The organism is Paraburkholderia sp. CI3, assembly GCF_050436505.1.
Lineage (GTDB): Bacteria > Pseudomonadota > Gammaproteobacteria > Burkholderiales > Burkholderiaceae > Paraburkholderia > Paraburkholderia tuberum.
This window is the reverse complement of the sequence record NZ_JBNDMI010000002.1, coordinates 61,500-82,637: the sequence shown is the minus strand read 5'-3', so window position 1 is coordinate 82,637 and position 21,138 is coordinate 61,500. Positions and strand designations below refer to the sequence as shown.

18 protein-coding genes and 4 pseudogenes are annotated in these 21,138 nt (G+C 60.3%); 13 read left to right on the top strand and 9 right to left on the bottom strand.

Going from position 1 to position 21,138, the window contains the following annotated elements; genetic code table 11:
• Positions 1–2: 2 nt before the first annotated feature.
• Genes sufC through nirD form a run of 6 tightly spaced genes read left to right on the top strand, consistent with a single transcriptional unit; the run spans position 3 to position 4,514 of the window.
• The gene (gene sufC, locus OKW29_RS03260) at positions 3–794 is read left to right on the top strand and encodes a Fe-S cluster assembly ATPase SufC (RefSeq protein ID WP_429289962.1); all 792 of its coding nucleotides are present in this window, start codon (positions 3–5) and stop codon (positions 792–794) included.
• On the top strand, positions 791–2,113 hold the full coding sequence (sufD, locus tag OKW29_RS03255) for a Fe-S cluster assembly protein SufD (RefSeq protein ID WP_429289961.1): 1,323 nt from the start codon (positions 791–793) through the stop codon (positions 2,111–2,113). The genes sufC and sufD overlap by 4 nt, the downstream gene beginning before the upstream one ends.
• Positions 2,110–3,363, top strand: a complete 1,254-nt coding sequence (locus tag OKW29_RS03250; RefSeq protein WP_429289960.1) for a SufS family cysteine desulfurase — start codon at positions 2,110–2,112, stop codon at positions 3,361–3,363. Before sufD ends, OKW29_RS03250 begins: the two co-directional genes overlap by 4 nt.
• Positions 3,360–3,815, top strand: a complete 456-nt coding sequence (sufU, locus tag OKW29_RS03245; protein ID WP_184058729.1) for a Fe-S cluster assembly sulfur transfer protein SufU — start codon at positions 3,360–3,362, stop codon at positions 3,813–3,815. Before OKW29_RS03250 ends, sufU begins: the two co-directional genes overlap by 4 nt.
• A gap of 8 nt (positions 3,816–3,823) precedes the next feature.
• On the top strand, positions 3,824–4,192 hold the full coding sequence (locus OKW29_RS03240) for an SUF system Fe-S cluster assembly protein (RefSeq protein WP_090811480.1): 369 nt from the start codon (positions 3,824–3,826) through the stop codon (positions 4,190–4,192).
• Between the two features lies 1 nt (position 4,193).
• Positions 4,194–4,514: a nitrite reductase small subunit NirD gene (gene nirD, locus OKW29_RS03235; protein ID WP_429289959.1), complete on the top strand. Its 321-nt coding sequence runs from the start codon at positions 4,194–4,196 to the stop codon at positions 4,512–4,514.
• Positions 4,515–4,576: 62 nt separating this feature from the next.
• Here nirD and OKW29_RS03230 read toward each other — a convergent pair.
• The 7 genes and pseudogenes from OKW29_RS03230 to OKW29_RS03200 form a co-directional block, all read right to left on the bottom strand.
• A pseudogene (locus OKW29_RS03230) lies at positions 4,577–4,789 on the bottom strand (DDE-type integrase/transposase/recombinase); the annotation flags it as partial.
• Positions 4,790–4,904: 115 nt separating this feature from the next.
• Positions 4,905–5,246 (bottom strand): hypothetical protein, encoded by a 342-nt coding sequence (locus tag OKW29_RS03225; RefSeq protein ID WP_429289958.1) that lies wholly within the window; start codon positions 5,244–5,246, stop codon positions 4,905–4,907.
• 3 nt (positions 5,247–5,249) lie between these two features.
• A complete protein-coding gene (locus OKW29_RS03220; RefSeq protein ID WP_429289957.1) occupies positions 5,250–6,047 on the bottom strand; it encodes an alpha/beta hydrolase in 798 nt (265 codons plus the stop codon).
• A 756-nt stretch (positions 6,048–6,803) separates the two neighbouring features.
• The gene (locus tag OKW29_RS03215) at positions 6,804–7,112 is read right to left on the bottom strand and encodes a hypothetical protein (RefSeq protein WP_311548368.1); all 309 of its coding nucleotides are present in this window, start codon (positions 7,110–7,112) and stop codon (positions 6,804–6,806) included.
• A gap of 196 nt (positions 7,113–7,308) precedes the next feature.
• Positions 7,309–7,527, bottom strand: a complete 219-nt coding sequence (locus OKW29_RS03210; RefSeq protein WP_090811471.1) for a hypothetical protein — start codon at positions 7,525–7,527, stop codon at positions 7,309–7,311.
• A 706-nt stretch (positions 7,528–8,233) separates the two neighbouring features.
• On the bottom strand, positions 8,234–9,364 hold the full coding sequence (locus OKW29_RS03205) for an IS110 family transposase (protein WP_429289466.1): 1,131 nt from the start codon (positions 9,362–9,364) through the stop codon (positions 8,234–8,236).
• 205 nt (positions 9,365–9,569) lie between these two features.
• Positions 9,570–10,649: an alcohol dehydrogenase catalytic domain-containing protein gene (locus OKW29_RS03200; RefSeq protein ID WP_429289956.1), complete on the bottom strand. Its 1,080-nt coding sequence runs from the start codon at positions 10,647–10,649 to the stop codon at positions 9,570–9,572.
• Positions 10,650–10,765: 116 nt separating this feature from the next.
• Between OKW29_RS03200 and OKW29_RS03195 the strand changes: the two genes are divergently transcribed.
• Positions 10,766–11,539, top strand: a complete 774-nt coding sequence (locus OKW29_RS03195) for a helix-turn-helix transcriptional regulator (protein WP_429290722.1) — start codon at positions 10,766–10,768, stop codon at positions 11,537–11,539.
• Between the two features lie 423 nt (positions 11,540–11,962).
• Positions 11,963–14,989 (top strand): ankyrin repeat domain-containing protein, encoded by a 3,027-nt coding sequence (locus OKW29_RS03190; protein WP_429289955.1) that lies wholly within the window; start codon positions 11,963–11,965, stop codon positions 14,987–14,989.
• Positions 14,990–15,174: 185 nt separating this feature from the next.
• Here the strand turns inward: OKW29_RS03190 and OKW29_RS03185 are convergent, their stop codons facing one another.
• A complete protein-coding gene (locus tag OKW29_RS03185; RefSeq protein WP_429289954.1) occupies positions 15,175–16,650 on the bottom strand; it encodes an ATP-binding protein in 1,476 nt (491 codons plus the stop codon).
• A gap of 290 nt (positions 16,651–16,940) precedes the next feature.
• On the opposite strand from OKW29_RS03185, the pseudogene OKW29_RS03180 reads away from it, so the two are divergent.
• Positions 16,941–17,342, top strand: a pseudogene (locus OKW29_RS03180) (LysR substrate-binding domain-containing protein); the annotation flags it as partial.
• 540 nt (positions 17,343–17,882) lie between these two features.
• On the opposite strand, the pseudogene OKW29_RS03175 reads toward OKW29_RS03180, so the two are convergent.
• Positions 17,883–18,134: pseudogene (locus OKW29_RS03175) on the bottom strand (NmrA/HSCARG family protein); the annotation flags it as partial.
• Here OKW29_RS03175 and OKW29_RS03170 point away from each other — a divergent pair.
• The 4 genes and pseudogenes from OKW29_RS03170 to OKW29_RS03155 form a co-directional block, all read left to right on the top strand.
• Positions 18,130–18,873 (top strand): annotated as a pseudogene (locus tag OKW29_RS03170) (substrate binding domain-containing protein); the annotation flags it as partial. The pseudogenes OKW29_RS03175 and OKW29_RS03170 sit on opposite strands and share 5 nt — an antisense overlap.
• A gap of 307 nt (positions 18,874–19,180) precedes the next feature.
• Positions 19,181–19,417 carry a hypothetical protein gene (locus OKW29_RS03165; RefSeq protein ID WP_184072245.1) on the top strand — a complete coding sequence of 79 codons (237 nt, stop codon included), beginning with the start codon at positions 19,181–19,183 and terminating at the stop codon, positions 19,415–19,417.
• 310 nt (positions 19,418–19,727) lie between these two features.
• A complete protein-coding gene (locus OKW29_RS03160; RefSeq protein ID WP_429289953.1) occupies positions 19,728–20,531 on the top strand; it encodes a transglutaminase-like domain-containing protein in 804 nt (267 codons plus the stop codon).
• 202 nt (positions 20,532–20,733) lie between these two features.
• Complete coding sequence (locus OKW29_RS03155; RefSeq protein WP_429289952.1) at positions 20,734–20,961, top strand: hypothetical protein; 228 nt, start codon at positions 20,734–20,736, stop codon at positions 20,959–20,961.
• The last annotated feature ends 177 nt before the right edge of the window (positions 20,962–21,138 follow it).

Here is a 21,138-nt window from a genome sequence, read left to right as displayed (position 1 = left end):
CCATGCTTGAAATCAGCAATCTGCAGGTCGAAGTCGACGGCAAGAAAATTCTGCGTGGCATCGATCTGGATGTAAGGGCTGGCGAGGTGCACGCGATCATGGGTCCAAACGGATCGGGCAAGAGCACGCTTGCCCAGGTGCTGGCCGGCCGCGAGGACTTTGCTGTCACGGGCGGCGAGGTCTCGTATCTCGGCCGCGACCTGCTGGCGCTCGCACCCGAGGAGCGCGCACACCAAGGACTGTTTCTCGCGTTCCAGTATCCCGTCGAGATACCCGGCGTGAGCAACGTTTATCTGCTGAAGGCGGCGCTGAATGCGCAGCGGCGGTATCGTGGCGAGCCGGAGTTCGATGCGATGGAGTTTCTGCAACGGGTCAAGGAGAGGATGACGCTGATGCGGATGGACGAAAGTCTGCTGTATCGCGCCGTGAACGAAGGGTTTTCCGGCGGAGAGAAGAAACGCAACGAGATTCTGCAGTTGGTCGTGCTGGAGCCCCGGCTCGCCATTCTCGACGAAACGGATTCCGGACTCGACATCGACGCATTGCAGATTGTCGCGCAGGGCGTCAACAGCATGCGCAGTCCAGAACGGGCGATCGTGCTCGTGACGCACTATCAGCGGCTATTGGACTACGTCGTGCCGGATCGCGTGCATGTGCTGGCGAATGGCCGGATCGTGAAGTCGGGGTCCCGTGAACTGGCGCTGGAGCTGGAGCGTAAAGGCTATGGTTGGATCGACGATGAAGCGGTGCAACCAGAAAATACAGCAAGCCAGGAAAGTGCGGGGCATCCATGAAAAACGAATCTCTCGACTATTTCCATCAGTTTGGGCAACTCGCAAAGACGTTGCCCGGCGTTGAGTTTCCATGGCTGCGTGCCGCGCGCCGAAGCGCGTTCGACCAGTTCGACGCGCTGGGTTTGCCGACCACGCGGCACGAGGACTGGAAATACACGAACGTGTCGGCGATTGGCAAGCGTCCCTGGCATTTCAAGGCACAACGCACGGACGATAGCCACGTGCGGCACGTCATCGATGAACTCAAGCTGGACCCTGCCGCGCATCGACTGGTCTTTGTCAACGGTCGGCATGTGCCGCGGCCGTCGAAACTGAATGGTTTGCCACACGGGGTATTTGTGGGCTCGCTCACCCGGGCGTTGAGAGAAATGCCACAACAACTGGAATCGGCATTCGCCTCGCAGGCGTATTCAGATGGCTTTGCCGCGCTAAATACGGCGTTTATGACGGATGGGTTTGCCATCGTGCTGCCGCCTGGCGAGGTCATCGATCAACCGCTGCAGATCCTGTTCCTGACCGACGAAGCGGGTCTTGCGGTGCAGCCGTTCAATGTCGTGCTTGCAGGAGCACGCTCGGGCTGCACGATCGTCGAGCATTTTGTAGGGCTGAGCGGCGACGCGTACTGGACCAATGCGGTTACCCGCATCGTCGCAGGCGAGCAGGCGGACGTGCAGCACTACCGGTTGCAGCAAGAGGGCCCGAAGGCTTTTCATATCGCGTCGGTCGCCGCTGCGCAGCAACGGGGCAGCTGTTTTACCTCACATGCGTTCGCGTTCGGCGCCGCATTGTCGCGCACTGGTATCGGCACAAGCCTGAACGCCGCGAACGCGCAAGCGACGTTGAACGGTCTCTATTTCGTCGGGGGCCGGCAGCACGTCGATCACCACACGCGCATCGATCACACAGAGCCGCATGGCACGAGTCGCGAACATTACCGCGGGGTGCTCGACGGCGCAGCGCGCGGCGTGTTCAACGGGCGCGTCATCGTGCATCGCGATGCACAGCAAACGGACACGCATCAGGCGAATCACAACCTGCTGCTGTCACGCGATGCGGAAATCGACACGAAGCCGCAACTCGAGATCTACGCCGACGACGTGAAATGCACACACGGCGCGACGGTCGGTCAACTGGACGACAACCAGCTGTTCTATTTACGTGCACGAGGTGTCGAAGAGCGCATGGCACGGGCGCTACTGACATACGCATTTGCGCGCGACATAGTCGAAGGTGTGCGCATCGATTCGCTGCGTGGCCGGCTCGAAAACCTGCTGTTCGTGCGCACCCCGGAAGGCGAGCGCATCAGGGAGCTGCTATGAAGCCGATCGAACAGATGCAGACGCCCGATCCGCGCAATGTCGAGCACTGGCGAGCCGATTTTCCGATTCTGGGCGAGCGCGTGCATGGCCGGCCATTGGTCTATCTCGACAATGGCGCCACGACGCAAAAGCCTGCCTCGGTCATCTACGCGGAAAACGCTTACTACCGGCATAGCAACGCGAATGTGCACCGCGGCGTGCATCTGCTGTCGCAGCGCGCGACCGATTCATTCGAGGCCGCACGCGCGAAGATTGCACGCTTCATCAATGCGCAGCGTCCGGAGGAGATCGTGTTCGTGCGTGGCACGACCGAAGCGATCAATCTCGTCGCCCAGAGTTATGCTCGCCCGCAGATCAAGCCCGGCGACGAAATCCTGATTAGCGCGATGGAGCACCATTCGAACATTGTGCCGTGGCAGCTCGTCTGCGAGCAGACGGGCGCGGCGCTGAAAGTCGTGCCGATCGACGATATGGGCGCGCTCGATGCCGGCGCGTACGAGCGTTTGTTGAGTGAACGTACGCGGCTGGTCGCGATGACTCATCTGGCCAACGCGCTCGGCAGCATCAATCCGGTGGAGCGCATCGTTGCAGCGGCACACGCGCGGGGCGTGCCGGTGCTGCTGGATGGTGCACAGGCAATCACGCATCTGCCGGTCGACGTCCGCGCGATAGATTGCGATTTCTACGCGTTGTCCGGGCATAAGGTGTACGGACCGACTGGCATTGGCGTGCTATACGCCAAGGCCGCACTGCTTGAAGCGATGCCGCCATGGCAGGGCGGCGGCGACATGATCCGATCGGTAACGTTCGAGAAAACGGAATACAACGCGATTCCGTGGAAGTTCGAAGCGGGTACGCCGAACATTGCCGGCGCGATTGCGCTGGGCGCGGCGCTCGACTATGTCGACAGCATCGGCATGGAAGTCATCGCCGCACACGAGAACGAACTGCTCGCCTATGCGACGGCCGCCCTGCGGGTGATACCGGGCTTGCGTTTTATCGGTAGCGCACGCGACAAGGCAGGCATTCTGTCGTTCGTGCTCGACGGCGTGCATGCCCATGATGTCGGCACGATTCTCGATCATCACGGCATCGCGGTGCGTGCGGGCCATCATTGCGCGATGCCGGTGATGCAGCGCTTCGGCGTACCGGCGACCGTACGTGCGTCGCTCGCCCTCTACAACACGCACCAGGATATCGACGCGCTGATCGAAGGTCTCGGAAAGGTCAGGGAGATATTCGAAAAATGAGCGATCTGCGCGACCTGTATCAGGAAGTCATCTTCGACCACTACCGGCGGCCGCGTAACTGTCATGGACTGTCCGGTGCCAATCACACGGCTGAGGGCTATAACCCGCTGTGCGGCGACAGGATTACGCTTTATCTGCGAATCGAGGACGGCATCGTCAAAGAAGCGAGTTTCGAAGGCGCGGGCTGTGCAATTGCGACAGCATCAGCGTCGCTGATGACCGAGGCGCTGAAAGGCAAAACGGAAGCAGAGGCCGAAGCGCTGTTCGGGCGCTTTCACGACATGGTGACAACACCCGCTGCAGGGCAGGCGACAGCCGCGCCGGAGATGGGCAAGCTGGCGGTGCTGTCCGGTGTACGTGAATTTCCCGAGCGTGTGAAGTGCGCGACGCTGGCCTGGCATACGCTCCACGCCGCGCTGCACGACGAGGATCGCCCCGTTTCGACAGAGTGAGGCAGACGATGAGCACATTCGACTGGCTGAAGCGCGCTGAGGCCGCACAACCCGGGAGTGGCACGACAACAGAAGGTCTTGAAGAACGCGTGATCGATGCACTGCGCACCGTGTTCGACCCGGAGATTCCGGTCAACATCTACGATTTGGGGCTTGTTTATGGTCTTGACGTGGACGAAGCCGAAGGCCGCGTTGGGATCCGCATGACGCTGACCGCGCCCGGCTGCCCGGTCGCGCAGACCTTCCCGGCGACGGTGGAGGATGCGGTGTTCTCGGCGAGCGGAGTGAACGACGTGCACGTTGAACTGGTGTGGGATCCGCCGTGGTCGAGAGACCGGATGTCGGATGCGGCGCGCCTGCAATTGGGGATGCTTTGACATGTCCGACTGGGTCGATGTCGCTGCGATCGGGGATTTTCCGGCCGGGTCTGTTCGCAGCGTCGAGGTCGATGGCGCGCAGGTTGCTGTGTTCAACGTCGACGGCACCTGTTATGCAATCGAGGATGTCTGCCCGCACGACGGCGGCATCCTGACTGGCGGTGTGGTGGAAGGCGACGTGGTCGTCTGTCCGCGCCACGGTGCACGATTTTGCATCAGGACCGGAAAGGTGCTGGCGCCGCCGGCATATGAGGATGTGGCGGCGTTTCCGGTGCGGATCGAGGCGGGCGTCGTCCAGGTGCGTGACGAGCGGTGGGATTGAGGTGCGCTGTCGACCGGCTATCGTTCTCAGTAGGCGGCTCAGCTGGGCCGTTCGTCCGTTCGCGCGCGTTGTGAGGCGGCATAGCCATCCAATGAGATGGTCTTCGGCGGCTTGCCCTGATGTTTGAGAGCTTTCCTGAAAAAGGCTTTGGCCGCCTTCACGTCGCGCTTTGCACGTAGCATGAAGTCAACTGTCTGGCCGGCCCGATCCACCGCCCGGCAGAGCTACACCCACCTGCCGCGGATCTTCAGGTACGTTTCATCGACACGCCACGACGGCTCTCTATTCGTTCAGCAGGACACTCTAACCGATTCGCTTGCGCCGTTTGCACCAGATCCATCCGGCGACTTCCTGGGGTTACGGTTGCGCAGAATCGTCGTGCTGTGATGGTCACCGCCCTGTCATTATCCGGAGGATTTTCTGCACGATGCGCTCATGCTGCTCCAGCGCCTCATCAAGCGTACTTGCTCCGTAGCTCCTGTTGTCTTGCGCCTGCATTCCGGCGACGCGCGTCACGAACAGCAAAGCCTCCCCGGTTTTCGGTTTGGACACACCACGGAAGCGGGTCGTGACCGTTACACCGTAGTCGTCCAGCAGTGTGCGGCGGAAGACCAGTTCGTTTTCCGTCATCCAGTGCGACCACGCGCCGTGGTCGAACACCTCGACAGGCCTGTTCTTCGCGTCGAGAACATAGATGCGCTCCGAGTTGGACGGGACCGGTGGCGTCTTCATATTTCAATGCAAAGGCGTAAGCAGGAAGTCGGTCGCCTCCCGCCACCAGGTTTCGTCGACGTGGCCAATCCAGTCGTTATGGTCAGCCGCCTTCACCACCACGAGTTTTCTCGGTGCGGACAGCGAGTTGTAAAGCGCCTCGCCGTAGCGCGTAGGGACGATGCTGTCGCGTTCCGCAACCACGACGAGAATCGGGCGGTCGAACGACGCCAGATGGGTCACGCTGTCGTATCGGTCGCGCAGCAGCCACCTCACGGGCAGCCACGGATAGTGGTAAGCGGCGACGTGCTCGAGCCGATCCCATGGCGTGACGAGCATCATGCCTGCGATCTTGTCGCGTTCACGCGAGCCGGCCGCAGCGACCACGCCGGCCCCAAGCGATTCGCCGATGAGCAGCAGCGGCGCTCCATAGAGGCGATGTGCGAGCGCGATGGTTTGTTGAGCATCGTCGACAAAACTCGCTTCGCCTAACGCCCCGCCGCGCGGCCCGTAGCCTGGATATTCGGCGAGAATCACGCGCAGCCCGAGCCGGGTGAGTGCTGCCGCATAGAACGAGCGATGGCCGGCATGCCCCGCGTTGCCATGAAAGACGATGACCGTGGCGCGCGCGGACCCGGCCGGCTCCGCCACGAGGCCCCTGAACGCCTCAGGTGTCGGCCAGGCGCGCAGTCCACCGGAGGTGACCTCCTCGATTGCAGCCTTCTGAGGGAAGTAGAGAAAACGATCCTGCAAGATGGCGACTCCGGCTAACACGGTCATGTACGCGACGGCGAGGCCGACCATCATTCGGGTGAATTTCATCGTCTTGCGCTCGACCCACCGAACTTTTCGATAGCACACACCCAGTTTAGCGCGCGGTCGCCACCGCTCATATTCAGGCGTGTCGTCAGGATGTGGGCGTCTAAGTTATGGTACGGAGAGTATCTCCCTGCCTTGTACCCTCGATATTTTCCGAGCGACGCGACCAGGCGCGCGGTTGGTCCGTATGAAGCAGCCCAGAACAGACTGAAATCGAGCGCGACCGACGCTAGCCGTGCGAAGCAATGCTACGTCCCGGCTCGTGCGCCCGCTTTTTGGCGCACCTCTCATCGGGCGAATCCGGTCCCCTTATCCTCAAAGCCGTCATCCGCATGGCTGGTTCTCCAGAAGACCTGCCTGATAACCGTCGCGTACACTTCGGCCATAGCGGTCGATTGCCGATCGGGCAGCGTGCGGCAGCAGGTCGCTTTGCTGACCTTCGCAACCCGGTGCCGATGAATGTCAGCTAAGTCATGGATGGATGGATGAGTCTTGCCGACCCAGAGCCGACTTCCGGCATGTCGAAGCATCAATGGCTCTTTGAAGAGTGAAGCGGACTTTCGTCGCGGAAAGGCTACTGGTGGGTCATCGGCCTAAGCCGACGTTCGCCGATCAAATTGGTGCGGCTGTCGCGCATCGCTTTGCTGACTTTTACAAACTGGCGTCGGCGAATGTCAGCTCTCTCTGTCCATCAACGAGTCTTACCGACCCGTCCAGACCTTTCACAGTCCGATCGCCGACGGCCCCAAAGGTATGCCGTCAAAGGTGCGGCAAATCGTCAATGCATTTTTCGACATGATCGCCAGGGACGTCCGTGTCGATGCCGGCGTGTCCGTCGGTGTGAGAGACAGACACAATTTTTGGCCCGAGATACCGTGTGCCACCAAGCGTAAAAAGGGACCAAACAACATCGCCCCGACGGATCGCGGCGACGACTTCGGCCACCTCCACAATCGCAGGGGGGGACAGCCATTCACGCGTCGACGGATCGACGGGAGCCCAACGCACATGGGTAAACCTGTCGTTCGTCGGGTTGATGCGAACGGCGTCGATAGCAAAAGTTGTCACATCTACCTCCATCGTCCTGACAAAGGGGTGTGTGCATTATGCGCCGCTTCTTTTGCCGGGGTTCAGCAGGACCGGTCGTGAGGGCCGTTGTCAGCCCTTGCTGCACGTATCGCTCTCGCCTGACGCGTGCCCCCGAACTGGATGTCTGGTGGGTGCGGCGAATACTCCGGGACAGCCTGGACCTGGATAGTGAAGCCTAAGCGGAGTTCTCGTCGCACCACTGAATCGCCCAACGCTGCGCCGCCTCAATAGCATCCGCGTCGGAGGGGTAATCGCCGAGGTCGCCCGAATACTTTACCTCGACGGCATCGCCACTCGCCGAGGCGCGCCGGTAGATCTTTGCGCGAGCGTAATAGCGGCCGCCTTCATCAAGAGGTGACGCGTCGATGTGGAATTGTTGGTAGTCGAAATGCATGGCTGTCTCCAAACGATTGCCCTAATCGTCGTCGCGTTGGACGAGGTGGACCTCGTTGCCACCGCCAAGGTCGCTCTGTCACTCTGCCAAGATGAATTGGGGCTGCGACTCTTCGGCCCAAAACGCTTTAAGAACGATATGTACATCGTAGGCAGTAACAGCAAAGCTCGCTGACCAGCGAGAGCACAGGACAGCAACGAGAATCCGCATGGGAACGCTCCATCCGAATACGGGTGCGCATCGATTGCCAACGTTCCGGACGTCGATGTCGACCGACCGCTCTTGGGCCATCTACCGCCCGATCCGGTCGGCCTACGCCGATGAAGCAACGTCCGCCTTTGTTTAGGTTTGTACGACGCCTGCCCGCATGCGCCTGTGGCGTGCGCTCATATCCGTGGTCGAGGGCAGGCATCCTACAATCCGATATGACTTTCCGTGTCAATCGGATTGTGTGGTTTGCAGTCTTCTCATGCGCAAATGAATTCCCTGAGGGCGGCGTAGCAGTAAATCTCGACGGTGGATCATCCTGATATCCGCGGGTTGGTTACCGCATTACATGGACCGTCTCATGAGCCTGCCGCATTCTTAAGCCGCAAGTCGGGTGATATCCGTTGCGGGGTTGTGCCGCGGGTTACTCGAGTAGCCGGGCTACGCCGCCTTCAGGAAACTCGTGGATCTATGGGGTGAGCGACGTGGTGCTTCGTAATCAGGTTGCCTCTCTGCGATAAGGTAATGCGAGCGACATCGCCAGGCGCCCGATGTCCCAGATGAAACCTGACAGTTCACGGGCGACGGCCACGACCGTCGTATTGGCATTCTTGCCACGCGCGGCCAGCCTCCGGTATCGGCGACATAGTCGAACCTGCGCGTCCCAGGCGCGATCGATGATGGCCTTGGGAATGCCTTCATGCCGACACTGAATGTCGGCGCTTACACGTGCCGGATGCCGATAGCTCCAGGCCGCCTCCACGAGCAACTTTCTGGCGTAGCTATTGCCGGTCTTGGTGATGCTTCCCTGCCGTCGCTTGTCACCCGATGAGTGTTCTGACGGGACGACGCCGAGCCATGCCATCAATTGACGCGGATGCTCAAAGCGTGACAGATCGCCGAGTTCGGCAAGCATTCCAACGGCCGTGGTGAACTGCACACCGCGCATGGCCTGCAGACCCAGGACGGCCGGATAGAACCGCCAGTTTGTCACTGCCTCACGCAAGGCGGCTTCAACACGCTGGCATTGCGCGAGCCGATCTTCGATCGTACGCCGAAGTTCCTCGAACGCGAACTGTTGCCATTCGCTACCGAACGCATACTGGCTCACCCAGCGTCGGTGAGCTGGTCCCCAGTCGGCATGACCGGCATAGCGTACATCGTGCGCGAGCAGGAACGACTTGAGCCGCTGCCGCGCCTGCCTCAAATCGTCTTTGGCCGTCATCCATGCGCGGGCGAGGTCGCGAAATGCCTCGTCCTCGACGGTCGGCACGTACACAGCTGACAGGTCACCGGCCCGTAAGGACCGCACAAGCTTGACCGCATCGCGCCGATCCGTCTTGACGCGCTCGCCGGGCTTTCTGGGAATCAATGACGGCGCGCACACCATGCAGTCGAATCCTTTCTGGACCAGTTTCCGGTAAAGGCCGTAGCCACATGGTCCTGCCTCGTAAACAACGCGTACGTGTCGCGCTTTCGATTGAAGACGCTTGCACAGGCGATCGATATCCGTCTTCGTCGTACCGGTCTTGCCGAGCAGTTCGACCTCGCCCGTGCCGAACGCATAGGCGACAGTGATCGAATCCTTGTGAACGTCGAGTCCTACGTACAGCGTGCTATCGTGTTCCATGCTGGCCTCCGTGCGGGAAATCGCCGGGTGTGGCACCGTCCACACCGTGCGGCTCTGGCAGCGATGCTAACCCGCGTTTGATTCCTCACGGCGGGCCAGCCTCTACCTCACGGAAAGTCATAGTGTCTTAAACATGACCGGTCACTCGACATTGGGGGCTGAATCGTCGACAAAGTATGTCCGGCGTGAGGCGAGAGTCCGCCGTCTAAGGACGGATCACCGTCATCCTGTATGGGCCGCCGTTCGCAGCTGCGTGAGCCACCGCGTCGTTAGCGTCATCAAGGGGGAAGGTTGTGACGTCAAAGTGGCCGAGATCCAGCAGCCCGGCACGGATCAAGCCCGTCATGCGCGTCACTGCTGCGGGCGGATACATCCATTTGCCGCGTATCGTGATGTCGTTGCGCATGATCCACGCATAAGGCAGGTCAAGCCCTTCGCCGCCGAGCATGCCGACGCCACCCATCAGCACGACTCGTCCATAAGCGCGGACGGTCGTGACCGCCGCGCGCACCGTGGTCGTGCTAACCGACGGCGGCATCAGATCAATCACGCAATCGATCGGACAGGGCGCCGCCAGCCGCATCCGTTCGCGGTCCTCTTCTTCACGACCCGAAAGCTTCACGGTCCGGATGCGCTCGCCGAAGCGGCGTTCCAGATCCGCGAGGGCCCGTTCGTTGCGTCCCGGCGCGACCACGCAGCGCGCGCCCATCGCGAGGGCGACGGCGACGCACGCGCTGCCGAAGTTGCCTGTCGCGCCGCTCACGAGCAACGTCTCACCTGCCTGCAAACCAGCTGCGAGCAGTCCGCCGTAGGGCACCAGCATGACATTGAGCGCACACCACCGGGCGACATCGGCCGGAGCGATCTCCCCGATGCGAACGGCGTTTTCCGTCGGCACTCGTACCTGTTCGGCGAAGGGGCCATCGTGAAAATGCCGTTGCAGACGTTTGCCGCCGTCCCCGCGCGCGCTCCAGCCCTGTAGGGCGATGTCGGGGATCAGGGCGTCGTCGCGCGAGCGCACGGTCGGATCGCAGAACACCCAGTCACCCGGCTTCAGATGCGTGGCGTCCGGGCCAATAGCACGCACGCGACCAATCGCACCGCAGCCGGGAACCATGGGCAGGTCAATTGGGTATCGGCGTTCGCCGCTGAAGACTTCGTTCGCGTAGGGCAGCACGGGGGCGGCGGCGACATCGACAATGACCTCGCCTGTGCCGATCAAGGGGGCCGGCATGTGTTCAATCTCGAGTGGCATGCCGAGCGTCTTCAGAATCGCAGCTTTCATTGTCAGTCTCCGGTCAGGGTGATTGGACGAGACCATTCTGGCAGGCGTAGCATTCGTAACAAGGCCTAGCACTATCCTAGGACTTCAGCGTGCCTCCCAAGGCGGAAACGACAATCATGACGACATCGAGTCGAAACGAATTTGGCGATTTCCTGCGCTCACGCAGGGAAAAACTGAGTCCGGACGCGGTCGGACTCAACGACGATCGGCGCCGCCGCACACCGGGCCTGCGACGGGAGGAAGTGGCGGAACTGGCGGGCATCGGCGTGGACTGGTATGTACGGCTCGAGCAGGGCCGAACCGTCAGGCCGTCCGATACCACCCTCGACGCGCTCGCTCGCGCCCTGCGCCTCGGCAAGGTCGAAACAGCACATTTGCGGGCGCTCGCGGGCAACGGCGATCGGGTCGCGTTCACGCGCGAGAGCGTCCCTCCGGCGATCGAACGTCTGGTCGCGCGCCTTGATGTGCCGGCGTACGTAACCGGCAGGCGCTGGGACATCCTGACGTGGAACACCGCCGCTGCGGACCTCCTGGGTTTCGACCGTTTCGCCGAAGCGGACCGCAACATCCTGGTCTTCATGTTTATCGAGCCGGAATCGCGGCGGCTCTTCGGGGCCACCTGGTCCGATGAAGCCCGTCGAATGATTGCGCTCTTTCGCGCGACCCACGATCTCCATGCCGACGATCCGGCGTTTATCGAACTGGTCGAGCGCGTGCGTTCCCGTAGCCGGGAGTTCGCGCGGTGGTGGGACGCGCATGACATCCGCAGCAGTGTGGCCGGCCAGAAAGTGCTCGCGCACCCGCAGCGAGGCACGCAGCGCTACGAATACACGACGTTTCAGGCGAACGATGACCCTGCACTAAAGTTGGCGATCTACACGCCTGTCTGAGCGGTCGTGCGGCGGGAAGCTTGGTGCATTCCAGGGATGGCTCAGCGAGATGCGTCCGCCTTGCTCCTTCCTGTGACGCCACTGCGCCTGGCGCCAGGCAAGTCCATGGGCGAATGCGAATTTGTTGCCAGGTCGTTGCGATATCTGAAAGCTGGTCGCGTACCAGCTAAACAGTTCCGCACATAGCTTGGACGACCGTTATGGAGAAAGGCGACCGGCCCTTGCGGGTCGACATGAGCCAAAGCGTATCGGGCAGTAGACGGCCCGAACCAGTCATTCAGCATGAGGAAATACCCTGTCGTAGGGCGTCCGGTCCAGGTCGGATAACTGCCGTTCAGGAATGACCGGAAAGCTTGCTATAGAGGTTGGCAGGCCAGGCGGCCATGAGAGAATTCTTGTTCGTGCACTTGTCCTCATCGCCTCATGAAGATTCTCGAATACACAGGCCTCGACACTTCACGCGTCAAGGCCAGCTACGACAAGGTGTCCGCGGCCATCGCCCGCCACGACTTCCGGGCTGCCCAAGTCAAGAAGCTCGCCAATCTGAGCCACGGCAAGTTCTACCGGGCGAAGCTGGATGACGCCGACCGGCTGTTGTTCTCGCTGGTGCGCCACGGGGATGAAGTCTGCGCACTGATGCTGGAAGTGATCGCCAATCACGCCTACGATAAGTCACGTTTCCTGCGCGGCGCGGCGATTGACGAGAGCAAAATTCCAGACATCAGCGCTGATGACGCCATCAGGGAGGCGCAAGCTCTACGCTACCTTCATCCCGAGCGTACCGGCATTCACCTGCTCGACAAACCGATCTCGTTTGATGACACGCAGGAGACCATTTACCGACAGCCACCTCCCTTGGTTGTCGTCGGCAGCGCTGGCAGCGGCAAGACCGCACTGACGCTTGAAAAGCTCAAGCATGCCGAAGGTGAGGTCCTCTACGTCACTCACTCCGCCTTCCTGGCGCAGAGCGCCCGCGACCTTTATTACGCCAACGGTTTCGAGCATGGCGCTCAGGATGCCGTATTTCTGTCCTACCGGGAGTTTGTCGAGTCGATCCGCGTTCCGGCAGGACGCGAGGCTAGCTGGCGCGACTTTGCAAGCTGGTACTCGCGTATACGGCAGAACTTCAAGGATGTCGATGCCCACCAGGCTTTCGAGGAGATTCGCGGCGTGATTGCCGCCGGGTCGGGCGGTGTCCTTTCGCGCGACGAGTATCAAGCACTGGGGGTGCGTCAATCGATCTTTCCCGTAGAACGGCGCGACCAACTCTACAATCTGTTTGAGAAGTATCGCGCCTGGCTGGTCGAGGCAAAGCTCTACGACCTGAATCTGGTCGCCCAGGACTGGCAAGCGCTGGCTGCGCCGCGCTACGACTTCGTGGTTATTGACGAGGTGCAGGACATCACCACCGTGCAACTCGCGCTCGTGCTGAAAACCATCAAGAAGCCTGGCCATTTCATGCTCTGCGGGGATTCCAACCAGATTGTCCATCCCAATTTTTTTTCCTGGAGCCAAGTCAAGAGCCTGTTCTGGAAAGACCCGAAACTGGCCGAGCGGCAGGAATTACGCGTGCTAATGGCCAACTTTCGCAACGGCCTGGAGGCCACTCGCGTCGCCAATCAGTTGCTCAAGATCAAGCAGCGGCGCTTCGGCTCCATCGACCGGGAGAGCAACTTCCTGGTCCAGGCCGTCGGCGGCGAGACCGGCCAGGTTACGCTGATACCCGACAAGGACGCCACCAAGCGCGAACTGGACCAGAAGATTCGCCAATCCGCCCAGTTCGCCGTCCTGGTAATGCGCGATGAGGACAAGGCCGACGCCCGCAAGCACTTTGCCACGCCGCTGTTGTTCTCGATCCACGAAGCCAAGGGTCTCGAATACGAGAACATCGTGCTCTACCGTTTCATCTCGGATCACCGGGGCGAGTTCAACGACATTGTCGAGGGCATCGCCAAGACCGATCTGGCGGTCGAGACACTGGATTACAAACGCGCTAAAGACAAGAGTGACAAGTCGCTCGAAGTCTATAAATTCTTCGTCAATGCCCTGTATGTAGCGCTGACGCGCGCCATCAAGAACATCTACATGATCGAGTCGGACACAGGGCATGATCTGTTCGGGTTGCTGGATCTGATCGTCGGCCAGACCAGGATCGAGGCCAGGCAATCCACGCTCGAAGACTGGCAGAAGGAAGCACGCAAACTTGAACTGCAGGGCAAGCAGGAGCAGGCGGAGGCCATCCGCCGCACCATCTTGAAGCAGGTCCCGGTGCCGTGGCCGGTGTTCGATGAGGCCAAGGTCAGGGAACTGCTGATCAAGGTCTTCCGCGAGCAGTCTCCGGGCAACAAGGGCAAGCAGCAACTCTTTGACTATGCCACCTGCTTCGATGAACCGCAGCTCGCCGAGTGGCTGGCAGTTGAGGCGAAATTCGAGCAGGCACGAACCTTTGATCAGCAGCGCGCGGTGTTCGCCCGCAAGAGCTACGTCCCTTTCTTCGCCAACCGCTTCAAGGACATCCTCAGGCAGTGTGACCAGCATGGCGTCGATCATCGTCTGCCAATGAACCAGACGCCGCTGATGGCCGCGGCTGCTGCAGGAAATGTGGCGCTGGTGGAAGCCCTGCTGGAGCGCGGTGCCGACCGCGATGCCGTCGATCACTATGGTCACAATGCCCTGCACTGGGCTTTGCGTCAGGCATTTGGCGATGCAAAGTTTGCTGCTGGCCCGCTGGCGGCAATCTATGAATGCCTGGCTCCGCCCTGCATTGATGTCAGAGCGGGCGATCGCTTGGTCCGCATCGACCGGCATCTGTCTGAATACTTTCTGTTCCAGACCCTGTGGGTATTGTTCAAGGCACGATTCAGCAAGATACGAGGCAATACAGACAGCGCGTTCCAGACCCAAATCATCCTCGATGCCTGGCAACACTTACCCGCTAACATCGCGCGGCCTGAGCGCAACAAGCGCCAGCATCTTTCTGGCGTGCTGGCGAGGAACGAAATCGACAGAGACTATGCCTACAATAGATCCCTGTTCCTGCGCGTATCCACCGGGCGGCACCAGTTCAATCCCAAACTCGCTGTGCGTCGCCGCCAGGGCGAAGAAGAAAAGTGGGTCCCGATCTACACGGCACTCAACCTCCCGTTGATTAGCGAGTTTGCCTACAACGACGGCTGGATCAGCACCTGGGACAATATCGACAAGCTTGTGGTCCTTGCTGGACTACCTGAACGAACCACACCCATCGCGGCTGAACGCTTCGCCGAACGGCAAGCGGCCAAAATGAGGGAGCTGGACGAACGCAGAGCCAATCAACTTGCTGCCAAAGCACGCATTCGTGCAGCCGCCGAAGCCACCCAGAACAGAGCGCCACGATGGGGAACAAAGGAAGCTAAACGGCTTGAAATCGAACGTGTGAAACAAGAAATCGAACGACGAAAGAAGGGTTGACTTGCCGATATTTCTTTTGGGGCGGTTTTCGGCCCATCAAATGTCGTTCGCTCAGCGATCCGGGCGGACATTCGAAGATCCGCTTCGCTCAGTTAAGGGACGTTTCGTCCAACATTTTGTTGGACCCATCATCGGCCATAGCGGTCGGTTGCCGATCGGGCAGCGTGCGGCGGCAGCAGGTCGCTTTATTCCCCCGATCCGCTATCGCCGATCACGGGAATAGTGAACTGAAAAGTCGCGCCGTATCCGGCATTGTTCTCTGCCCAAACCCGCCCACCATGGGCATCGATAATCGAACGGCAAATAGAAAGCCCCACACCCATACCTTCGGGCTTCGTAGTGAAGAACGGTTCGAATAGCCGATCGGCGTGCTGCAGGTCAATTCCTGTCCCGGAATCTTGCACCGAGACGATCACATAGCCGTCGTCGCTGCGCCACGACTTGATCGTCAGTTCGCGCGGCCGGTCTTCGATCGTGCTCATTGCCTGGATACCGTTTGTAATCAGATTCGTGATGACTTGTGCCAGTTGGATCCGATCGCCAAGCACCGCCGGCAGTTTCGAAGCAAGCGTCGCGCGCAGTGCTACATTGTGCTTCAAGACCTCGCGCTGGAGCAGTACCGTGACGTCACTGATCAGCTCGTTGATTTCCAGTCGCGTCATCTCAGGGGCGATCCGCTTTGCGAGCATGCGGACGCGCCTGACGATCTCGGACGCGCGTTGTACATCAGTAAGTATGCGTTGCACGGAGGCTCGCACTTTTTCAAGGTCGGGTACGTCCCGGTCAATCCATCGCAGGCACGCGGCACCATGGGTGGCGACCGCTGCGAGAGGCTGGGCGATTTCGTGGGCCACCGACGCGCCCAATTCGCCGATCGACGTCAAACGAGACACCTGTTGCAGCGCCTCTTCGACCCGCTTGCGCTCGGTGATGTCGGTGCCCGTTTCGAGGGTCGCGATCGGTCGCCCCTGTTCGTCTCGCACCAGGGCCCAACGGCTGGCCACTGCGGCTTCCGACCCGTCGCGCCGGGTATTGACGATCTCGCCTTCCCAACGGCCCGTTTCAATCAAAGTTTTTTTGATGTCCTCGAGTGCTGCAGGAAAACGCGTGTGAAGCAGACGGTCGGCAACGTGGCCGAGCGCCTCGTGTTTCTTCCACCCATAAAGCGCTTCCGCGCCGCTGTTCCAGTAGGTAATTACATCGTCCATATCGCGAGCTACCACGCTGTCGTGGGTAAGGTCGAGAAGCTGTGCCTGCTCACGATGGACCGCTGCCAGTTGGCGAGTCCTATGCACGAGAAAGGTGACGACGAACGATGTCACAAAAAAGGCGGTCAACACTACGATGTCCTGCCGGGCATCTACCCGGAAGGCAAATAGTGGCTGTGTAAAGAAAAAGTTGAGGCAACCAACAGCGATCACCGAGATAGCTACCGATGAAACGAGGCTGCCCATCAGTGACACCAGCAAGACCTCGATCAGGTAGACGAACCCAACTACCGCGACGCCGGCTCCCAAGCGAAAGCATACCCAGGTCGCGATCGCTATGCTGATAGCGCCGGCGAACAGGATCGCGGCAACGGAGCGCGATTGAACGATCCCGTTGGTCGTTCTGGTTGCGTGCATCCCCCGCCAGCCATCGTTCGCAAGGAGATTCTTCATTCGGTTTTTCCCCTTTGAACGGCAGGTCGAAGCGCTGACTCGCCCTCTCGGTCAAGGGACACGGCAAACCATGTGCTCGTCGGACGCGGTACTCGCGAAGTCTGGGAAGCGCATGAACAAGGTTCCCGGCCCCACGATGTGCAGCAGACAGGCATGAAGTTCGAGCGAAGTCAGGGGAGCGGTCCGCTCGCCGGCGGACAGCCCTGATGATAGATCAGGATTGACAGGACGGTCCTCCCCAATGAAAGTAGGGCTAGGGTGAACGCCGAGGTGTTGCCAAGCGCCAGCACAGGCCAGAATGTCCGGGCGACGTCGTCAATTGCGAACGCATACTTTTCTACAATCCATTATTGGGGCGCCCTTTCGAATGGGAGTTCCATCGAGGCAAGGAAGTCGTCAGCATTCCGGTTTCCGGTCGGCTGCTTGTGTCGGATGTTGGCACGATGCTCAACGCTTGCGTAGCGGGCGCAGGAATCGCCCAGGTCATGTCGATCGGGACGGAAATTCTGCTTGCACAGCGAGACCTTGTCGATCTGTTTCCGGACTGGCCGGATGAACGTTTCCCTCTTTATGCGCTCTACCCGTCGCGAAGGCACCTGGCAGCAAAGGTGCAGGCCTTCATCTCGTTCTGCGTCGATGCCCAGATCGCGCCAAATGGAACGTCGGCGCCAGATCGAGCAAAGCGTAATTGACCGCCCTTGAGGCGCTCGCATTCTCCGTCGCGCTGATAAGTGCGCAGAATGACAAGGAACCGGATTGCGAGTAGTTAATGTCCACCTGTCTGAAGCCGCAACCGAAAGGTCGGTAGCTGGCCGGCAGAACGTTTGCAACGTGTCGCGAAGCGGCGTCATGTCGGCAGGCGTCGAATAAACCTTAACGACATATGCCGATCGCGTGAGGCAGTGACGGGCCAGGAATAGACGATCGAATGCGACGCCGATGTACGTCGCGCTCACGTAGCTGCTACATCGATCCCCGCACATCGTGCAGATTCCGGGCACGTCGTCCGTTGTCCATCTGCACGAGAACATGAAAGCCGCCGATTTCCGGCCAGGCGACGAGGTGCCGAAGGAACCCGACGCGATCAGGGCTCGTACTTAGCTCGCCCGAATATCGGGCGCAGTAGCTCATTCGCACCCGTGGGACACTGACGTCCGCCTCCAGGACACCCCGTTCCGATGCCGTTCCAATCCTCGTCTAATATTGCTCAGCCAAGGACGGGGGTTCGAAGCTCAGCCAGCGAGCCCGGTGGCGAAGTCGCGGTACGAGTGCAGCGGGCGGCCCAGAATGCTGACGAGTCGCTCGACATCGCCGACCTCCGGCACCATGCCGTCGCTGACGTAGCGCTCGGCCATCAGGCGCATTTCATACGCCATCCACTTTGGCAGGAAGTTCACCAGATTCTGCTCGAATTGGGCGGGATCGTCCCCGCCGTAGGCAACCGCACGGCCAAGAAGCTCTGACCAGATGGAGACCCCGCGCGGATTGAAACTCACGCAGGAAGGACGTGCCCTTTACGAGCGGACCGGTGCGCTCCTTGCCGAGCTTACCGAGAGCGCCGCTGCCATCACATCCGGTAGCGAACAACCGCGCGGTCGATTGCGCATCAGCGCGCCGGCGCTCTTTTCTCAGCTCGCAATGGGTAAGCTGGTCGCCACGTTCGCGCTCAAATATCCGGAGATTCGACTGGAAGTGACGACGGAAGATCGCCCCGTCGATATGGTCGAGGAAGGGTACGACCTGGTGATTCGGGTCAACCCCGATCCTGACGAGAGCCTGATCGGCCGGGTGTTCCTGCGCGACCGGCTGGTCGTCGTGGCTAACCCGGGCTTGGCGCGACCGGCGGACGAGTCGAGTGTTCCGGCTGTCCTTCGCGGAGGGCATGATCGGATTGCTTCGTGGGATGTCACAGGCCTGAAGGGAAAATCGCGCATATCGATCAAGCCGGTTGCTTACCTGTCGTCGTTGATCATGGTCCGCAATACGGTCCGTCTCGGCGTGGGTGCCGCTAGCCTGCCGCTGTCGCTTGTGAGCCATGACATCGCAGCCGGCAGGTTTACGCATTGGGGTGATCTGGATGGCCCTGACATCGCACTATGGGCGCTTTATCCTTCGCGGCGCTTGCTAAGCCCTCGCGTTTCCGCCTTTCTCGATCACATTAAGGAAGCATTCCCCCTGGGAAAACCCGAGGAATTGGCTGGATTTATAGGATCGGAACCGTGAGACCGGTGCGGACCACAGGTCGCTCTTACGTTGAGTGCTAACGGCTGCGCGCCACCGCGTATGACCATCTCGTGTCAGCCGGAAAGAACGCATCTCGCGGCACCCGGTCCCTTCCCGACGCTTGGCACGTCTGTCAGGACCATCAGTACTCGGGGAGCAGTTCAACCAATAGGCAATTGCCGTCTCGAACGCCTCTGCAAGCAGAATTACGACGCCGGTTACCGACCTCGTACGGGATCAGCGCCTGTAGCCGTGTGAACCATGCAACGTTCGCGTGTTAGTCTCCGATAACGACATGGAGCCTTTCATGCAACGAATGATCACCTATCGTGGCTTCGAGATTCACGTCGAGTTGACTCCGGCTGCGGAGGACACGTTCAACGTGACTGTCCAGATCAAAGGCGGTACCAACCTCGAAGTGCTCGGCGCGCGGGGGGGCCGGATCGCGCTGCGCAACGGCCCTTTTACTGAACGATGGGCCTACCTGGTTGGGGAAGTCGCCGGTCAAGCCGCAATCGACCTGCTGCTTGGCCCGACTGGCTGATTCCATTCCTGTTTCGCCGCCTCGACACACTCACTCGTCCCGCCGAGTACGGTCACTAGCTGCGTTCGACGTCGCACGCACGACGGTCGTCGCCGTTGAGAGCATTGGCGTCAGGCCCAATCTCTCACCGGGAGACGGCGTTCATTTCATTTCAACAGACCATAGGGCCGCTCAGGCCAGGTAGCGGCGATTGTTTTTGAATGCGAGCGTGACGCCCGGCGTCGTGGGATCATCTGTTGTGGCTGTCTCGGGCCGCACGCCTTTGAGTTGCCAGCCCCAACCTCCGGGATCAGACGAACAGGATAAATATATGAAGCTTCGCGTCGGATACGAACTGTCGTACGAGTGCTCACAACCGACGCCGATGATGCTGATGCTGAACACGCACTTTTCGCATGCAAAGGATATTGTCGAGGCAGATCTGCTCGTTACCGATCCGCCGGTGGCGACGAGGCAGTACCGCGACTTGTTCGGCAACCTGTGCACGCGGATAGTCGCGCCCGCCGGGCGTGTTGGCTTGAGCACGACCGCGCTTCTGAATGTGCCAAATGCGATGGAAACGCGTCCGAAAGACGGTTGGGGCCATCCAGTCGAGCAGTTGCCCGACGATACGCTCGTTTTCCTATTGGGTAGCCGCTATTGTGAAACCGATTTGATGGTCGACGTCGCGTGGAAGGTTTTTGGACAGTGCGCGCCGGGCCGCGAGACTGTTCTCGCAATCTGCGACTTCGTGCACCGGCATATCGCATTTGATTACCGGCACGCGCGGCCGACCAAAACCGCAGCGGACGTTTACCGCGAACGAAGAGGCGTCTGCCGGGACTTCGCCCATCTGGGCATCACGCTATGCCGCGCCATGAATATTCCGGCTCGCTACTGCACCGGTTATATCAGCGATGTCGGTTTGCCCCCTGTCGCAGCGCCGATGGATTTCGCGGCGTGGTTTGAGGCCTACGTAGGGGGTAGCTGGCAAACCTTCGATCCGCGTAACAACGCACCGCGCATCGGGCGCGTTTTGATGGCATACGGTCGCGACGCCGCCGATGTTGCGATAAGCAATGCGTTTGGGGCCGCCGTGCTAACGCACTTCAAGGTGCATTGCGATCAGGAATAACCGCGCACAATTGGCCATTGCTGAGCCGACGGGGAATTTTTGAATCCCCTCCCGGTAACGTGAGCATTTGGACCGCGCTGGCCTAATTGATTGCGCGCCTGAGCGTCACCGCGTCGTTCACCCGTTCCACGCGTCAGTCGTTCGGTGGACTATGGGCGACCGGATGCGCGGCGGAGTTTGTCCAGCAAAGCCTACTCGGCGAATGAGCGCTGTGCTCCTGGACGGAGACCACATCGGCGCGTTCTATCTGGCCCTCGACACCACCGAGCCCTCTTGGGACCTGCTGCTCGTCAAAGGGAATATCAAACAGTTCGATGACCCGCGTACCTACGTGCGGATCTCCAGCGTCATGGAGTTCATGGACGGCTTCCCAGGATGCCGGGAATCGATGCAGGCGCATCTCGTCGCCCTGTTCGAAGCCGCAAAATGATCGCACTTTCGTAACCTCCCCGCCGGGCCCCACGGGGTGTTCCACTATCCTCCGTACGAGGCGATGTATCGCTGACAAAAGCGTGTGAAGCGAGCAAGCGGAAAGCTTTGAACCTGAAAAACATGACCCTGAGCGACGCGGCGCCCATCGCAAGCCAGATGAAGTCGTGCGTTTCTC